Source organism: Psychrosphaera aestuarii, from assembly GCF_017948405.1.
Classification (GTDB): Bacteria; Pseudomonadota; Gammaproteobacteria; order Enterobacterales; family Alteromonadaceae; genus Psychrosphaera; species Psychrosphaera aestuarii.
Window position 1 is genome coordinate 256,528 of the sequence record NZ_CP072844.1, and the last position, 17,486, is coordinate 274,013.

Consider the following 17,486-nt stretch of genomic DNA (forward strand, 5'->3'; position numbering starts at 1 on the left):
TTTCTATTTAAGTAGGTTTAAGTATTAATTACTTAACTGGCGTTAACCATCCCCACTTATCTTCAGTCGTGCCGTTGAATAGACCAAAGAACATATCTTGAACTTCTTTTGTAATAGGTCCGCGCTTACCATTACCTACATTAATGCCATCGACACTTCTTACTGGGGTAACTTCTGCAGCTGTACCACACATAAGGATTTCGTCTGCTAGATATAAGGCTTCGCGTGGTATATTTTGCTCGCGCACTTCATAACCTCTATCACGAAGCAAGGTCATAATAGTGTCTCGAGTAATCCCTGGTAAAATTGCCGCTGTAACTGGGGTCGTAGTTACAATACCGTTACGAATAACAAATAGGTTTTCACCTGCACCTTCAGAAACCATACCGTTCACATCTAGTGCGATACCTTCACCGTAACCATGTCGACGAGCTTCCATAGATATAAGCTGCGAAGATAAGTAATTACCGCCAGCTTTTGCACCGGTTGGCATAGTATTCGCTGCTAAACGATTCCAGCTAGAAACACCGGCATCTACGCCTTTTTCCAACGCTTCCTCACCTAAGTAAGCGCCCCACTCCATTGCTGCAACTAATACATCGGCTTCAGTATTAAATGGAACCGCTAAACCTAAACCAATTTCGCCATAAAAAGCTGCTGGACGTAAATATGCTGATTTAAAGCCATTTTTTACCACTACATCTTTTTGCGCTTGATTCATTTGTTCGTGAGTAAAAGGAATCGTCATGCGATAAATTTTTGCTGAATCAAATAGACGTCTTGTGTGATCGTCTAGGCGAAAGATACAAGTGCCTTTATCTGGCGTATTGTAGGCACGAACGCCTTCAAATACTGATGAGCCGTAATGAATGGCGTGACTTAACACGTGAACTTTCGCGTCGCCAAAAGGAATGAGTTTGCCGTTAAACCAAATGGTTTCTGCTGATGATGGTAATGCCATGGATTTTCCTCCAATTTTTATTTGGCGCAATTCTGCCTTATCAAATCGGGAATAGCACTGTTTGGGGAAAATTGGTGGTAGAAAATAACCGCGAGGTTGTCAGCTTTTTTTACCACCCAATTAGCTAAGTGTTTATTTTTTAAGAACTTCGAAATTACCATTTAAGAGCTTAGGTAAACCTGTAGGCCCAATGTAATGAAGTGTACCTGTCGCTACTAACACTGACTTTTTCTCTAAAATAGGATTTAACGTCTCTTTCCAAGCTTGGTTGCGTTCAATTAATAAGAGTTGCTCAAGCTGTGTATCATAGCTACTCGACTTTAATGTCTTATTATAAATATCTTCAAATACACTAATATCGCTATTAATCCATGCTTCCAACATTTTGCTTGGCATATCGGACATATTATTTAGTTCATCTAAGGTGTCTTCTAACATGTCGTCGTAATTAATATCGTCAGCGCTTTCAAATAAACGGTTAAAAATATTAAGTTGTTGTGAAAAAGTCTCAAGCTCAACAATCTGTTTGTTTTTGAGCTTCGCATATTCAATTATTTGCTGATCGATACCATGTTCAGCTACTAAACCCATTTTTTGATAAGACATTTGCACCATAATTACGGCGACCATCCAAGGTTTAAACTTTTCGTATTGAAAAATATCGACCCCAAATTGTTGTAAATAACCATTCACCCTAGTTGCCATAAGTGGCGAAATAACCTGAGTAATCGTCGTATCACCAGGCAACATAGCAAGTTCTAGTATGGCTTGTTGTTGCTGAAGCTGACTAATATCCGAAAGATCAAGCTCTACGGCAACAACCTCTACCGCATCAATTAAAGCTTTCATTCTTGGTGATAACGTTTTTATACGTTCGTCACCAACGTGGATAGTACCAACTAAGTAGTCATCTTTGTGCACGCCAGTTCCCTGCCACACAGGCTCGGCAGATACGGTAAAAACGACTAAAGTCGCTAACAAAAAAGAGGCTAGTAATTTCATTTTCTACTTCTTAAATTTTTTAATTAGGGCTTGTTTTACAACGTCAGGTACAAATGCAGAAACATCACCATAATGCGCAGCAACATCACGAACAATTGTTGAAGATATGTGACTTGTTTCAGAGCTAGGCGTTAACAACACACTTTCTAAATCTTCATTAAGTTTACGGTTCACACTCGCTAATTGATATTCATATTCAAAGTCAGCTACAGCCCTAACTCCGCGGATAAGGACCGTGGCATTTTTCTGTTTAGCGTAGTCAGCTAATAATCCCTCAAACCCTTCCACTTCTATATTATCTAAGTCTGAAACAGATGCTTTTACCAATTCAACACGTTCTGCTAAGTCAAACAGAGGCTGCTTACGAGAGCTCATCGCTATAGAAATAATGACCTTATCAAACAGCTTGGCTGAGCGACGAATTAAGTCAATATGGCCATTTGTGATTGGATCGAATGTGCCTGGATAAATTGCTGTAACCATTAATGTGTTTCCTAAACGTTAACTATACTTTGGCACTATAACACCATTCTTGTTTTGCGTTAAAAAGTTACATTTTGAAAGACTCTAAACCCTTTTATCACGAAAACCACTAGAGCTAATGATCTAATCTGTGTTTAAATACAGTCCATTAATCCGATTCCTTTATCGATGATTCACAAAGGACTGCTTAACTGGCGCTTTTTGCCAATTAGCTATTAACCGAGACTGGATATGAAAACCAAAGATCGTATCGTTCAAGCAAGTATTGAGTTATTTAATGCACAGGGCGAACGCAATGTAACGACTAACCACATTGCATCGCACTTAAATATTAGCCCTGGCAACTTGTACTATCACTTTAGAAACAAAGAAGAAATCATTCGCAATATTTTCGAAAAATATGCACAACACATGCAAGTTTCATTTGAGCCGGTAAAACCAAGTGAAGACGCTGTAGAGATTTTATCGAACTATTTAGATGCGGTATTTTCGGCTCTATTTCACTTCAATTTTTTATACGATAACTTGCCAGTCATCATGGCAAGAGACCCTGAGCTCAAAACGCAGTACTTAGAAATTCATGTAAAAATGATGGATAAAATACATGCCTTAGTTCTTGGCTTGCAAAACGCAAAAGTTATAGAAATTGAGCATGATGACATTGAAGATTTTGCGAATATAATTAAGCAACAAGTTACTTTTTGGATTAGCTATTGTAAAACTAGCCAAGAAGACACCACAATTACCGACGCATTAATTTATAACGGCTTGTTAAAAGTACTACTATTGTTTAAGCCATATGTAACAACTGAGTTTAAAGAGATCGTTAGTCAACTGACTGCTCGATATAAATCTTTAGCTAACGTTGAATCTTAATTTAAGGGTAAATAATGTTTGATTTAAAAGCCTGTTATCACGCTAACCTTCAGCAACATTTAGAACTTTTTCAGCAAATGGAAGCTTATTTGCCACAGGCAGAAGAATTAGCAAACGCCTGTTTTGACGCGTTAAATAAAGGCGGAAAAATAGTATTCTTTGGTAATGGCGGCAGCGCTGCTGATAGCCAACACTTAGCCGCTGAATTTGTTGTTCGATTTAAAAAAGAGCGTCGCGCTTTAGCCTCGATTGCTCTTACTACTGATACGTCAATTTTAACCGCCAATGCCAATGACTACTCGTTTGATTCGGTATTTTCACGACAAGTAGAAGCCTTAGTGAAAGAACAAGACGTTGTTATTGGATTAACCACCAGCGGAACCAGCAAAAATATTAATTTAGCATTAGAAGCAGCCAACGAACTGGGCGCATATACTGTAGCGCTAACAGGCAGAGACGGTGGCGCGGTTAAAGACATTGCTAAGCTTCCTATCATTATTAAAAATGACATCACTGCACGTATTCAAGAGGCTCACATGTTTATTGGTCACTGGTTATGCGAAGCCATTGATGAACTTGTAACTCAAAACGACTAAGATTCGGAATAGTTAATGTTTGATCTTTCTATATTCAGCCAACTTTCTAACAATAATATTTTAGTAGTTGGTGATGTCATGCTAGACCGTTATTGGACCGGTGATTCACAACGAATCTCTCCTGAAGCGCCTGTACCGGTGGTAAAAATATCAGAACTAGACGATAAAGTAGGTGGTGCGGCCAACGTAGCACGAAACATCGCCCACCTAGATGGCAAAGTTACGTTAATGGGGATCATTGGTGAAGATGAAAATGGCGAACGCCTGACACAGCTTTTAAAAGATGAACAAGTCACTGCAAAGTTACTTACCCAAAGTACACAGCCAACTATTACCAAGTTACGCGTTATTAGTCGCCAGCAACAAGTGGTACGTTTGGATTTTGAAGAGTCTTTTGCCAGTGACCATGCCAAGTTATTAGTGGAACAATTTAAGCAAGAACTAGCTAATCACCAATTTGTTGTATTTTCCGACTATAACAAAGGGTCTTTAAGATACATCGGTGAGATGATTCAAGTTGCCCGAGCTGCCGGAAAAGTGGTGTTAGTTGATCCTAAGTCAAAAGATTTATCAGACTATTCAGGTGCTTCAGTTATAACACCTAATAAAACAGAATTTGTTGCCGCTGGCGGTGTTGTTGATAGTGAAACGTCTATTGTTCAATCTGCACAGCGCATTATGCAAGAGTGTAATATTGAATCAATATTGCTCACTCGCAGCGAACAAGGCATGTCTGCAATTACAAAAACAGACAAAGTTGATATGGCTGCGCAGGTATTAGAAGTGTCTGACGTTACTGGCGCCGGCGATACTGTAATCGCAACACTCGCAATGATGATGGCTGCTGGACTAGAGTTAGCGGATGCAGCTAAAGTAGCTAATTTAGCCGCAGGTGTTGTAGTAGCTAAATTAGGCGCAGCAACAGTGTCACCAGAAGAATTGTATCGGGTGGTAAATAAGCATTTATTTGCCTCCAAGCAGCGACATTACCAAACGCCATTTGATGATGTGTTGCAACATATTAAGTTTGCTCGTCAAAGTGGTGAAAAAATAGTATTCACCAATGGTTGTTTCGATATTTTACATGCAGGCCACGTTCATTATTTAGAACAAGCTAAAGCGCTTGGTGACAGACTTGTTGTTGGTTTAAATAATGATGCTTCTATCACTCGCTTGAAAGGGCCTGGTCGTCCGGTGAACCCGCTTGAACAACGTGCAACGGTTATAAGTGGCTTAGCCAGCGTAGACTGGGTTATTCCATTTGGTGAAGTCAACGGTAACGAATTTGATGACACGCCGTATGACCTAATTAAACTTATTGCGCCGGATGTTTTAGTAAAAGGTGGCGATTACACGCCTGAAAGCATTGTTGGTGCAGACATCGTTCAATTAAGTGGCGGAGACGTTGCAGTGATTGAGTTTGTTGACGGATGTTCTACAACCAAAATAATTGAAAAGATTAAGCAATAAATTTTCGAGCCTTTGTCTTATTCGCTTTCATCGGCAATAAGTTCAAAGGCTTGCTTAGCGACGACAACTCCATTTAGTAACACTTCTATATAATGTAATCCGCTATAATAACGTCTTGTATTTATAGGCTTAAACGAGTGAACCTTGTCGAAACTCACTTGCTTATTTATCATTATCGTTTCTTTCCATTTAAATACTTTTGCTATGTGTTGGCCTCGTCCTCTCAAATGATGCACTTGATAGTCCACTAACACCGCTACTGAATCGTTATCAGCAATATTTTTATGTAATGTTAAACCCAAGGTTAACGACTCACCGACTTTCACCATTGACTTATCAATGCTAAACGTAGCGGAAATATTGTCTGGTGGGCAATAACCAAATACACCTAAAACATTGATATTGCCTCGTTTAATTAAAGTTCGACACGCATGTTTTACCATACGGTGAGTGTTTTTATCGGCTTGAGTCGATAACCAACGTTTTGCGATATCTACAACGAAATCCGGATGCGTTTTACTGATGTCATTTAAATGATTTGCCACACTTCTTCGAACATACTCTGACTCATCGGACTTAAGCTTTTCTAAATGTGGTTTTACCCAATCTGGATTAAGTTTAAATTCCGGAAGTTGCATCGCCCATGGTAGTAACGGACGAGTACCTTCGCTTACTAAGCGCCTGACATGGTGGCAGGGATCTGAACACCAAGGCAACATAATCGCCAAACACTTACTAGGCTGAGATAACAATAAATGCCGTATACCAAATTCACTGGTAAACCTTTTAGTCAGTGTTTTTAGCGCATCTAATGCCAGCGCTAAATCATAGTTATCCAGTCGCCCAACATACTCGGTAAAAGGCATAACCATCCATCCTGCTACACCATTTTCGTTGGTTGTGATGTCTTTTAAGTCATGGTTATCTTTAACTGGCGCCAGCACACTGCATAACGCACGAACGGAATCTGATTGATCCGTTGGCAAACATTGTTGCAGAGCAATTACAATTTGTTCGCTACGCTGCTTTAATTCATGTTTTTCAATATTATGACTGGCAAGTGTAATAAACTTATTTTCATCAAAAGAAAAAGTGGTTTTGGTGAAGTAATCAGATAAAAGCTGCCCAGTAATGATTATTTGAGGTTTATTAAATACCGCTTTCATTGATCATTTATAATGTCATAAACAACGGTAGTGATTGTGGCGGTCATTTCAGCATGCGACATAATCGCACCTAAGCCAGCTTTGCCTATTGCTTCACGAACCTCTCTGTTAGCAAACCAATCGTTTAACACTTCTAAAAACTCAGGCTCAGAGTTAGCAATGACCATCGCACCTGCGCGAACTAGTTCATCACAAACCTCAGGATTATTGTATATATGCGGCCCCATAATGACCGGCTTAGCATAGGCAGAAGCCTCTAAGGGGTTATGTCCTCCTTTCTCGGCGATAGAACCACCAACAAAAGCAACATCTGCAGCGCCATATAACTTATTTAACTCACCCATTTTATCAACTAACAAAACATCAATTTTATCGGTGACCGGCTCGTCTAAACTTCGTTGAGCTATTTTAACGTCTTGTACTATCAAATATTCCAACACTTGTTGAAAGCGCTCTGGGTGCCTTGGCGCAATAATAAGTAACAATTCTGGATATAGCTTTTTTAGTTTTTTATAAGCAGATATAACCACTTCTTCTTCTTCAAGGTGTGTACTACCAGCAATAAAGACCAGTCTATTTTCGACGTTAAATTCTGCTCTTGTTAACTGGCTTAATTCATCCGACGGCAGCTCTATATCAAATTTTAAATTACCTACAATTTGAATGTTCTGATCGCTCAAGCCAAGCTCAATGTATCGGTCAAAGTCATCTTGGTTTCTTGCTAGCACCTTAGATAAAGACTTTATCATTGGTTTCGCTAACCAACTAAAGCGCTGATAACCACGTTTTGTTGAGTCGGTCATCCGTGCATTAACAACAACAACTGGGATCTTTTTGGCCTTACATCTTCGAATTAAATTTGGCCAGAGCTCAACTTCCATTATTAACGTCGCCACAGGTTTAACTTTTCTCAATAATGACGACATCATCCAAGGCAAATCTACCGGCAAGTAGGTATGAAATACTCGCTTTTGAATTTCATCGGGTAACTTTCTTGATAGCTGCTCTTTACCGGTTAACGTATTCGTGGTTACAACAATGTAGTGTTCTGGGTGTTGTTGTAGAATTTGTTTGATTAAACCTGATGCTGCGGTTACCTCTCCCATTGAAGCACAATGGATTAGCAACGACTTGTTTTTTAGGTGTTTTGGTAAACGCTTTGGAACTAAACCGAATTTCTGACCCCAAGCAATATCCATTTTGACGTTTGCTTTCGCTTTTGCGTTGAACACTTGAATAGTGTAACGATGCAATAGAAACAGCAGCCACTTGGCGACCTGAAGTCCACCGACTATCAGCAGTAATAGGTTATAAAAAGTTAACGCAAGCAATTGCTTCATTTTTGATATCCCACCAGCAAGTCGCTCCAATTTTGCTCTGTATAATAAAAAATCGTATTAAGTGTTTTTTCTTTTTCCAAAGAACGTTTCAGACGCTCTAAATTGGCCTGTTTCCAACTATCATTTGGCGACAAGTTAAATGCACATCGATCAAAGTCAATCAACGTAATATCTGATTGATTTGAAATAAGTATATTATGAATATTCAAATCTGCATGAAAAACATGATGATCATGGAAAAGACGAATGGTTTTACCTATTTCATTCCATACAGTAGGCGTTAAATCTTTTTTAAGCAATAAGTTATAAGCATCTTTTGCTCCTTCAATACGCTCAATTAGTATGTCATTGCTAAACCAACCAAAACCATGACTAACCACTTGGCACGCCAATGGCCTCGGTACTGGTAAATTAAGACTCCACATTTGGCTTAATAAATCAAACTCTCTCACGGCTCGAGACGATGAAAGAGTTTTAAAGAAAAACTTGTCTTTGTTGAAGTGTCTAACCAACCCGCCGCGATAATAGTGACGTAACACCATTTCTACCTGCTGCTGCTTATTATCTTGTGTCTGAATAAAATAAGTGGTGAAACGACCTTTTGACGTACCTGATACGTTACCCGCTTTTAACCAAAATTCTGGATTAAACCAATCCCCATTAATCAAACCATCAAACTCCGACAGGAACTTGAAGTGTCTGTTGCCAACCTTCGCTTGTTTTGATTCTAAAGAATTTGGTTTTTTTAACACTTTTTGCACGTTTCTTTTAAGTCTGAATTTAGCTAAGATCATACCTTAGCTTAACCTATTTACGCCAATTCGTTTTTTGGAGCTTTTTTTGACCTCTTCATTACAGTCTATATGTATACTCAGGCTTTCTGCCATCGGTGATGTATGTCATGCCGTTGCTGCAATTCAAGCTATTCAAAAACAACATCCGCAAGCAAAAGTTACTTGGATTATAGGCAAAGTTGAATACCAACTACTAAAAGACTTGCCAGGTGTAGAGTTTATTATTTTTGAAAAAAGCAAAGGCAAACAGGCGTATACACAATTAAAGCATGACTTAGGCGATCGTAAGTTTGACGTGTTATTGCATATGCAAGTGGCACTAAGAGCAAACTGGGCAGCACGATACATAAACGCAAAACAAAAAATTGGTTTTGACTGGGGACGTGCCAAAGAATTGCACGCTCTATTTACTAACTCAAGAATTAGAGCCCAGCAAGAGCCACATGTATTAGAAGGCTTTTTTGCATTTGCCGAAAAAGTTGGTGTCCCAAGTGAGGCGATTAATCATTTAACATGGAACATTCCAGTTTCAGACCAAGATATAGAATTTGCTGAAAGTGTCTTACCTAACAATGAGCGCCATATAGTTATCGCACCAGCTGCAAGCAAAGCAGAACGCAACTGGCTAGCAGAACGTTACGCTGCAATTGCAGACTATGCTGATGAACAAGGTTTTAAAGTAAGTTTGTGTGGTGGACCTGGTCCGCTAGATAGAAGTATCGGCAATGACATTATCGCAGCCTCGAACTGTTCAATTCAGGACTTGATTGGAAAAACATCACTAAAACAAATGCTAGCTGTACTTAATCGCGCTAGCTTAGTCATCGCCCCTGATACTGGACCTGCGCATATGGCTGTTACTCAACACACACCCGTTTTAGGTTTATACGCTCATTCAAATCCCAAACGCACTGGGCCGTATCTATATCAAGATTATGTTTGCAACGTCTACCACAAACACATTCAACAACAAAAAGGGAAACCGGCTGAGCAATTAAAATGGGGAACTCGAGCTAAAGGTAAAAACCTAATGGCTGATATAACTATTGAAATGGCAAAGCATAACTTTGACCGCTTGGTTAAGGATTTTTCATTGTGAGCAATAACGTAACAAAACAAAAAGCATTATTTTTAGATCGTGATGGCGTAATAAATGTCGATCACGGTTACGTCAGTGATCCTAAGAACTTTGACTTTATCTCTGATGTCTTTGACGTTGTAAAGCGCTTTGCTGACGATGGTTTTCTCATTGTCGTTATTACCAATCAGTCTGGTATTGGTCGCGGATATTATGATGAAGCGCAATTTCAGCAATTAACCCTTTGGATGAATCAAGAGTTTATCAAACATGGCGTAAATATCGCTGCAGTAAAGTTTTGCCCTCATCACCCAGAAAAAGCACTACCGGAATATTTATGCTCTTGTCATTGCAGAAAGCCACAACCAGGCATGATTTTAGAAGCCATAAGTGAACTTGATATTGACCCTGCACAATCTATTTTTGTTGGTGATAAAGAATCTGACATGCAAGCGGCTAGATCCGCTAACGTCCAGTTTAAGTACTTAGTAGAAAGTGGACAGACATTTTCGGATCAGCAAGCAAAAGCGGCAGATGCTGTTTTTAATAATTTAACTGAGCTAAAAGAAACTTGGTTTGCGCAGGCTAAGGCTTAGTCGCTACTAAAGAATACAGCATAGGCACAGGTTCATTGTTTTGGATAAGTTGAAACTTACCAGAACTCGTTTCTTGTAAGCCGTCAAAACAGTCATAAGGACTATAGTCATGCTCGTTAAATTGACTAATAACTAAACCCGCATCGATCAACGCCGTTAGCACCTCACTAATTGAATGCGCCCACGTTACGATATTTTGCTCCTCATCCCCACTATTTTCGGTATACGTTGACTCCGACTCGTGAAACGGTGAGTGTGTATTAAAATACGGATATCCGGCCATCACGTCATGAAACGGGTGAAATTCGACTAAATGGAACTGACCGCCAGACTTTAGCGAGTCTGCAATAACCTTGGCCCATGTTGTCAGCTCAGGCAACCAACATAAAACACCGTAAGAACTAAAGACCATGTCGTATTGCTGGTTATCAACCTGACGAAGTTGTAATACATCAGAGCAAATAAAAGTCGCATTAAGGTTAGTAGTTAATGCCAGCTCATTGGCTTTATTTATTGCTACAGCGGATAAATCTACGCCCGTTACGCTAGCGCCGAGTCTCGCTAACGAGAGCGAGTCTAACCCGAAGTGACACTGCAAATGCAACAGAGACTTATCTTTTACGTCACCGAGTTGATTTATTTCTATAGAGTTTAGCGTTGAGTCACCTTTAATAAAACCAGTTACATTGTAAAATGACGATTCGGCATGAATCTCAGTCCTTCTATCCCATGCACGTTGATTAATTTCTAAGTGTTCCATATTCGCTCACAACTCATTATGTTCTGTAAGGTTATTTTTACCATTCCCTGCTCGGATGTCTATCCTAAATGCTGACGAGCTGAAATAAAAGCAGTACAATCGCCGACACTTAGTGGCAACTCTATGTTAGCCACCCACACTCATATTGGAGCAACTTAAATGCGCGCAGCTGGATTTTTCAAAAACCTTAATGAGCAAATCGATCAAGTAAAAGAAGATGGCTTGTACAAGTCAGAACGCATTATAACGTCACAGCAAAAGTCCAGCATCAACGTTGGCCAACAGCAAGTATTAAACTTTTGTGCAAATAACTATTTAGGTTTGGCAAATAACCAAGCGTTAATAAATGCAGCTCAAGAGGGTTTAGACAAGCATGGGTTTGGTGTTGCTTCAGTAAGATTTATTTGCGGCACGCAAGATATTCATAAAGAGCTCGAAGCTAAAATCAGCGATTTCTTAAAAACCGAAGACACTATCCTTTACAGCTCATGTTTTGATGCAAATGGTGGTTTGTTTGAAACTATTTTAAGTGCCGAAGATGCGATTATTTCAGACTCACTTAATCACGCCTCAATTATAGATGGTGTTCGCCTATCAAAATGCAAACGATACCGCTATGCCAACAACGATATGGCCGATCTTGAAAAGCAATTACAACAAGCCGACGCAGATGGTGCACGATTCAAGCTAATTGCTACCGATGGTGTATTCTCAATGGATGGTGTTATTTGTGATTTAAAAACCGTTTGTGACTTGGCTGATAAATACGATGCATTAGTAATGGTTGATGATTCTCACGCTGTTGGTTTTGTTGGCGAAAATGGTCGTGGCACGCACGAATACTGTGATGTTTTAGACCGCGTAGATATTATTACCGGAACATTAGGCAAAGCATTAGGCGGTGCATCTGGCGGTTATACTTCAGGTAAAAAAGAAGTGATTGAATGGCTACGTCAACGCTCTCGCCCATATTTATTCTCGAATTCACTAGCACCATCAATTGTAACGGCATCACTTAAAGTATTAGATATGTTAGAGCAAGGGTCAGCTCTGCGTGACACCTTGTGGTCAAACGTCACTTATTTTCGCGAAAAGATGTCGGCGGCAGGTTTCACCTTAGCGGGTAAAGATCACGCCATCATTCCTGTAATGTTGGGTGACGCAAAGTTAGCCTCTATGTTTGCCGACAAAATGTTAGAACGTGGTATATACGTTGTTGGATTTAGCTTCCCGGTTGTTCCTAAAGGTCAAGCTCGTATTCGTACTCAAATTTCAGCGGCTCATACGCAAGAGCAACTTGATAAAGCTATTAATGCCTTTATGGAAGTTGGTAAAGAACTTAAGGTAATTTAATCATGAAGGCATTAGCAAAGTTAAAGTCTGAAAAAGGCATTTGGATGACCGACGCTGAAAAGCCAGTGATGGGTCACAATGACTTATTAATAAAGATTCGTAAAACTGCAATTTGCGGCACTGATATGCATATTTACAATTGGGACGAATGGGCACAAAACACTATTCCTGTGCCTATGGTTGTTGGCCATGAATACGTTGGTGAAGTCGTAGATATGGGCCAAGAAGTAAAAGGGTTTACAGTTGGAGATCGTGTATCTGGTGAAGGACATATTACTTGTGGCCATTGCCGAAACTGCCGAGCTGGACGTGTACACTTATGTCGAAACACAACCGGTGTCGGCGTTAACCGCGAAGGCTCTTTTGCAGAGTATTTAGTTATTCCGGCATTTAACGCATTTAAAATTCCAGATAATATTTCTGATGAACTAGCCTCTATTTTTGACCCATTTGGTAACGCTGTTCACACTGCTCTCTCTTTTGATTTAGTCGGTGAAGACGTGTTAATTACCGGTGCTGGACCAATTGGTATTATGGCCGCAGCCGTTGCAAAACACGTGGGCGCGCGTCACGTTGTTATCACAGATGTAAACCCTTACCGCCTTGAACTGGCAAAAAAAATGGGTGCAACTCGTGCTGTTAACGTATCTGAAACAAATTTAAAAGACGTAATGAATGACTTAGGCATGACTGAAGGTTTTGATATTGGCCTTGAGATGTCTGGCGTACCTAGTGCATTCAGCTCAATGCTTAACAGCATGAACCACGGTGGTAAAATTGCCATGTTAGGTATTCCACCTGCGAGTATGGCCGTTGATTGGAATCAGGTTATTTTTAAAGGCCTAATCATTAAAGGCATATATGGCCGTGAAATGTTTGAGACTTGGTACAAAATGGCGAGTCTTATCCAGTCTGGTTTAGACATTTCACCAATGATCACGCACCAGTTTCACGTTGATGACTTCCAAAAAGGCTTTGATACCATGGGTTCAGGGCAATCAGGTAAAGTTATCTTAAACTGGGATTAACCAAAGCTAGCTGAGAAGGAATTTAGTAATGTCAGACTTAAAAACGAAACAAACAGAGGCAAGCCCCTCAACGTTTATAAGCTCGATTAGCGATGATAAAAAGCGTTCAGACGCTAATACGCTTTTAACGATTATGTCTGACATTACTCAACAACCACCCGCTATGTGGGGCGATAGCCTCATTGGTTTTGGTCTCTATAAGTACCAATACGCAAGTGGCCGTAAAGGCGAATGGTTTAGAGTTGGTTTTTCTCCTAGAAAACAGAATATTACCTTATATATTATGAATGGGTTTAGCCAATACCAACACCTGCTGGAGCGACTCGGCAAACACAAAACAGGTAAATCTTGCCTGTACATAAGTAAATTAGAAGATATTGATGTCGATGTGTTAAAACAAATGATCGCACTTTCATATCAAGCTCGCTTTGATAGCGAAATTTAACACTATCCCCGCCCAAAGGACTTTACATGTTTAGCAACGAACAACTTGATATTGATTTTCTTCCAGACTTTAATGTTGTTGATTATCAAATGATGGACCCTAAATCTCCTATAGAGCAGCTCATTGGATGGTTAATCACTTTTTTCATTGTTGCAGCCGTGTTAGTGACAGGCTGGCTAGTTCTTGGCATACCTAACGATATCATTTTGTACATTACTGGCGCTTTTGCTGCCGTTATAGTCTGGGTCGTTTACTATATTTTCGCGAGTCACAAACAAAGAGGCATTGCCCTCAGAGAACAAGATATTTTGTATCGTCGGGGGCTTATTTGGCGAACCACAACAATTATCCCTTTTAATCGTATACAACATATAGAAACACAACGTGGTATTTTTGAACGTAAACTGGGGTTAGCAACAATAAAAATATTTAGTGCTGGCGGACTTTCTTCAGACCTAGTTATCCATGGGTTAAGCGTTTACAGAGCATCACAGATAAGACAGCTCATTTTAGAAAAGGCAAATTCGGAAGCATTTAATAATGACTAATGTAATAGTCGATTCTACAAACAAAAGTGAATCTGATTGGCAACGCTTGTCGCCCTTTTCTATTGTGTTCTTTATTTTTAATTTTACGATTCGCTTTATAAAAGACGGCATTATTAACTTAGCACCCGCGCTCGCTATTTTCATCACTCAAGTTGAAGACAAACTATTTTGGTTGGGCATAGCAGGTATAATATTTGTGATTGGCCTCATTATTTACTCTATTCTTTACTATCAGAATTTTCGTTACCGCGTAACGGAAGGCCAAGTTATTCTTCGCCGAGGCATATTAAATAAAGAACGCACTACCTTAGCCTTTGAAAAAGTACAAAATGTGAATCTTGCTACACCATTTTATTTTGAGCCATTAAAGTTAGTTAATTGCATTTTCGACTCGGCAGGCTCGGCACAGAAAGAGATAAGTCTTCCCGGTATTTCTATTGATTATGCTGAAACTGTTCGAGCAGATATATTCAGCTACAAACAGAAGCTATCCACAGTTGAGTCTAATGACGACATTAATGAAGCAAACGAGCAAAGTGATGCTTTTACTTCGTCAGACCCTCTAATTAAGTTATCACTTGGTGAAATTGCTCGATTTGGTTTGTCGTCAAATATGACCTTTATTTTGCTAGCCGTATTAGCACCATTTATGGACTCAATCGTTGACTTTGCAAAGGCTTCAATCGTTCCCAACATTGTCAGCTTGTTAGATGTTCTCTTCCCTCAAAGCCCGTTATTAAATGTCTTTGCCACCCTATTTTTTGTCACCGTTGTCATTTTATTTGCCGTATTGTTATCAGTACTTTCCTCTATTGTTCAGTTTTATAATTTTGAATTATTTGACGAAGGCAAACAACTAAAGCGAACTGCTGGGTTATTTGAAAAGCATCAAATTTCAATTGCTAAACATCGAGTTCAAGCAATTTCTATCAAGCAAAATTGGGTATTCAAGCTACTACGACGCGTCACTATGCAATTTCATCAGTTGGCCATTGCCCACGGCCAAAATGCGAAGAATAAAAACAATCTGTCAATTCCAACATTATCTCCTGACGCTTGGCATAGTGTTGTTCATACAACATACGAAAATTTAGATGCCGAGCAGATTAGCTTTATAGGTATAAGCACTAGATATCTATCTCACTGTATCGCGGTATTCTGGCTCGCACCATTAACCGTAGCAGCGCTACTACTTATGCACCTTGATACGTCTTGGATTTGGCTAATTGCCTGTACACCTGTAGGTGGTTTGCTGGTATATCTCCGTTGGCGACGTTTTGGGTTGTGGTTTAATGACGATTATGTCGCAATAAGAAGTGGCTTTATCGGTCAAAAAATATCTATTATTCCGCTTTATAAAATTCAGAATATTGGGCAAGTTCAAACGCCGATGTTACGTAGGAATAATTTAGCAAGCGTTGTACTACAACTACCTTATGGAAAAGAGACAATACCTTTTCTTCCAAAAAGAAAAGCGCGTGCCTTCTTAAACTTATGTGCTTATAAAATGGAAAGCAGTACTAAGCACTGGCTTTAATCGCGCCAGAATGCCGGTGTAAATAGAACTAACAAAGTGAATACTTCTAAGCGCCCAAATACCATGGCTAGCATTAGAACCCATTTGCCAGTATCTGTAACACTAGAGTAGTTTTGTGCAACTTCACCAAGACCAGGGCCTAAGTTATTTAGGCTCGCTGCCGTCGCTGTAAATGCCGATAAGTTGTCCAAACCCGTTCCAACCAACGCCAGCATTATTAATACAAACACTAAAGTGTAAGCAGAGAAAAAGCCCCAAACAGCTTCAACAACACGATCCGGCAGTGCTTTTTTACCAAGCTTTATTGAATATATCGCTTTAGGGTGAACCAGTCGATTAAGCTCGCGCATACCTTGTTTGAACAGTAATACAACTCGAACTACTTTTAGTCCACCGCCGGTCGAACTCGCACAACCACCAATAAACGAGCTGAATATTAACAATATTGGTAAAAATACTGGCCATGCTGCAAAGTTCGTTGTAGCAAAACCTGCTGTAGTAGACATGGACACAGACTGAAGTAAAGCTTGGTCTAGCGCCTCTAAGCGACCACCATATACCTCATACTCCACCAACATATAAAAACACAATATTGCTAACGCTAATTGTATTGCCAAAAAAGCTTTGTATTCTGGATCTCTAAGGTAATGCATCAAGGACTTATTTCTAAACGCAGCAAAGTGCAATGAAAAGTTTGCGGCTGCAATTAACAAAAACACCACGCAAACCATGTTGATTGCAGGACTATTGAAATAGGCAAGGCTCGCATCATGAGTCGAAAACCCGCCAATTGCGATAGTTGAGAACGCGTGGCAAATCGCATCAAACATAGACATACCAGCAATCCAATAACACAGACCACATGCTAATGTGAGTATGACGTATATGTACCACAAGTGCTTTGCCGTATCGGCTATTCGTGGCGTCATCTTGCTGTCTTTCATTGGGCCTGGGGTTTCAGCACGATATAACTGCATACCACCAACACCTAATAACGGCAAAATAGCGACAGCTAATACGATAATACCCATACCGCCTAACCATTGTAATTGCTGTCGGTAAAATTGAAATGACTTAGGAAGCTCATCCAACCCAGTTAATACTGTTGCGCCAGTAGTGGTTAGTCCTGAAAAGGATTCAAAAAACGCATCGGCAATTTTAATTTCAGGTGATACAGAAAAGACGAAAGGTAAGGCACCAAATGAGCCCAGAACTAACCAAAAAAAGACAACAATTAAGAAGCCTTCCCTTGCTCTTAGATCTGATTTTTGATGGCGATTCGGATAGTAAATTAAACCACCTGCACCAAGAGCAAAGAAAAACGCGAGAACAAAAGGCAAAGCGCCACCATCACGATAAAAAACCGAAACGATGGACGGTGGTAACATGGCTAAACTGAAGATACAAACCAGTAAGCCTAGTATTCGAATAATGGCGCGATATTGCATTGTTT

The 17,486-nt window shown here is 39.8% G+C and carries 18 protein-coding genes; 10 read left to right on the forward strand and 8 right to left on the reverse strand.

The genetic code is table 11. From position 1 onward, the window contains the following. Positions 1 to 28: 28 nt before the first annotated feature. The 3 genes from J9318_RS01245 to coaD all read right to left on the reverse strand — a co-directional run bounded on the left by J9318_RS01245 (position 29) and on the right by coaD (position 2,446). Positions 29 to 961, reverse strand: a complete 933-nt coding sequence (locus J9318_RS01245; RefSeq protein WP_210560706.1) for a branched-chain amino acid transaminase — start codon at positions 959 to 961, stop codon at positions 29 to 31. A gap of 132 nt (positions 962 to 1,093) precedes the next feature. Beyond that, complete coding sequence (locus tag J9318_RS01250; RefSeq protein WP_210560707.1) at positions 1,094 to 1,963, reverse strand: TraB/GumN family protein; 870 nt, start codon at positions 1,961 to 1,963, stop codon at positions 1,094 to 1,096. 3 nt (positions 1,964 to 1,966) lie between these two features. Then, the gene (coaD, locus tag J9318_RS01255) at positions 1,967 to 2,446 is read right to left on the reverse strand and encodes a pantetheine-phosphate adenylyltransferase (protein ID WP_210560708.1); all 480 of its coding nucleotides are present in this window, start codon (positions 2,444 to 2,446) and stop codon (positions 1,967 to 1,969) included. Positions 2,447 to 2,677: 231 nt separating this feature from the next. Between coaD and J9318_RS01260 the strand changes: the two genes are divergently transcribed. From J9318_RS01260 to hldE, 3 genes are read left to right on the forward strand one after another with little or no spacing between them, the layout of a single operon-like run. Further along, positions 2,678 to 3,322, forward strand: coding sequence for a TetR/AcrR family transcriptional regulator (locus tag J9318_RS01260; RefSeq protein WP_210560709.1), 645 nt, complete (start codon positions 2,678 to 2,680; stop codon positions 3,320 to 3,322). Between the two features lie 14 nt (positions 3,323 to 3,336). Then, positions 3,337 to 3,918, forward strand: a complete 582-nt coding sequence (locus tag J9318_RS01265) for a D-sedoheptulose 7-phosphate isomerase (RefSeq protein WP_210560710.1) — start codon at positions 3,337 to 3,339, stop codon at positions 3,916 to 3,918. Between the two features lie 15 nt (positions 3,919 to 3,933). Further along, positions 3,934 to 5,388, forward strand: a complete 1,455-nt coding sequence (gene hldE / locus J9318_RS01270) for a bifunctional D-glycero-beta-D-manno-heptose-7-phosphate kinase/D-glycero-beta-D-manno-heptose 1-phosphate adenylyltransferase HldE (RefSeq protein WP_210560711.1) — start codon at positions 3,934 to 3,936, stop codon at positions 5,386 to 5,388. 17 nt (positions 5,389 to 5,405) lie between these two features. Here hldE and J9318_RS01275 read toward each other — a convergent pair whose 3' ends face one another. Genes J9318_RS01275 through J9318_RS01285 form a run of 3 tightly spaced genes read right to left on the reverse strand, consistent with a single transcriptional unit; the run spans position 5,406 to position 8,688 of the window. Beyond that, positions 5,406 to 6,554 (reverse strand): DNA alkylation repair protein, encoded by a 1,149-nt coding sequence (locus J9318_RS01275; RefSeq protein WP_210560712.1) that lies wholly within the window; start codon positions 6,552 to 6,554, stop codon positions 5,406 to 5,408. Continuing rightward, a complete protein-coding gene (locus J9318_RS01280) occupies positions 6,551 to 7,894 on the reverse strand; it encodes a 3-deoxy-D-manno-octulosonic acid transferase (RefSeq protein WP_210560713.1) in 1,344 nt (447 codons plus the stop codon). Before J9318_RS01280 ends, J9318_RS01275 begins: the two co-directional genes overlap by 4 nt. Continuing rightward, complete coding sequence (locus J9318_RS01285; protein WP_210560714.1) at positions 7,891 to 8,688, reverse strand: 3-deoxy-D-manno-octulosonic acid kinase; 798 nt, start codon at positions 8,686 to 8,688, stop codon at positions 7,891 to 7,893. Before J9318_RS01285 ends, J9318_RS01280 begins: the two co-directional genes overlap by 4 nt. Before the next feature lie 46 nt (positions 8,689 to 8,734). On the opposite strand from J9318_RS01285, the gene J9318_RS01290 reads away from it, so the two are divergent. Both J9318_RS01290 and gmhB read left to right on the forward strand, forming a co-directional pair. After that, positions 8,735 to 9,787 (forward strand): glycosyltransferase family 9 protein, encoded by a 1,053-nt coding sequence (locus tag J9318_RS01290; protein ID WP_210560715.1) that lies wholly within the window; start codon positions 8,735 to 8,737, stop codon positions 9,785 to 9,787. Next, on the forward strand, positions 9,784 to 10,362 hold the full coding sequence (gene gmhB / locus J9318_RS01295) for a D-glycero-beta-D-manno-heptose 1,7-bisphosphate 7-phosphatase (protein WP_210560716.1): 579 nt from the start codon (positions 9,784 to 9,786) through the stop codon (positions 10,360 to 10,362). Before J9318_RS01290 ends, gmhB begins: the two co-directional genes overlap by 4 nt. On the opposite strand, the gene J9318_RS01300 is transcribed toward gmhB, so the two are convergent. After that, positions 10,352 to 11,122 carry a class I SAM-dependent methyltransferase gene (locus J9318_RS01300; RefSeq protein ID WP_210560717.1) on the reverse strand — a complete coding sequence of 257 codons (771 nt, stop codon included), beginning with the start codon at positions 11,120 to 11,122 and terminating at the stop codon, positions 10,352 to 10,354. The two genes, gmhB and J9318_RS01300, sit on opposite strands and share 11 nt — an antisense overlap. Positions 11,123 to 11,281: 159 nt before the next feature. On the opposite strand from J9318_RS01300, the gene J9318_RS01305 reads away from it, so the two are divergent. The 5 genes from J9318_RS01305 to J9318_RS01325 are packed head-to-tail and all read left to right on the forward strand — an operon-like array spanning position 11,282 to position 16,033. Continuing rightward, positions 11,282 to 12,475 (forward strand): glycine C-acetyltransferase, encoded by a 1,194-nt coding sequence (locus J9318_RS01305; protein ID WP_210560718.1) that lies wholly within the window; start codon positions 11,282 to 11,284, stop codon positions 12,473 to 12,475. 2 nt (positions 12,476 to 12,477) lie between these two features. Further along, on the forward strand, positions 12,478 to 13,503 hold the full coding sequence (tdh, locus tag J9318_RS01310; protein WP_210560719.1) for an L-threonine 3-dehydrogenase: 1,026 nt from the start codon (positions 12,478 to 12,480) through the stop codon (positions 13,501 to 13,503). Positions 13,504 to 13,531: 28 nt separating this feature from the next. Beyond that, positions 13,532 to 13,948 (forward strand): DUF1801 domain-containing protein, encoded by a 417-nt coding sequence (locus J9318_RS01315; protein WP_210560720.1) that lies wholly within the window; start codon positions 13,532 to 13,534, stop codon positions 13,946 to 13,948. Between the two features lie 26 nt (positions 13,949 to 13,974). Then, entirely contained in the window at positions 13,975 to 14,496 is a 522-nt protein-coding gene (locus J9318_RS01320; protein ID WP_210560721.1) for a PH domain-containing protein, read from the forward strand. After that, complete coding sequence (locus J9318_RS01325) at positions 14,489 to 16,033, forward strand: PH domain-containing protein (protein ID WP_210560722.1); 1,545 nt, start codon at positions 14,489 to 14,491, stop codon at positions 16,031 to 16,033. Before J9318_RS01320 ends, J9318_RS01325 begins: the two co-directional genes overlap by 8 nt. Here J9318_RS01325 and J9318_RS01330 read toward each other — a convergent pair. After that, positions 16,030 to 17,481: a TrkH family potassium uptake protein gene (locus tag J9318_RS01330; RefSeq protein WP_210560723.1), complete on the reverse strand. Its 1,452-nt coding sequence runs from the start codon at positions 17,479 to 17,481 to the stop codon at positions 16,030 to 16,032. The genes J9318_RS01325 and J9318_RS01330 overlap by 4 nt on opposite strands. Positions 17,482 to 17,486 lie beyond the last annotated feature (5 nt).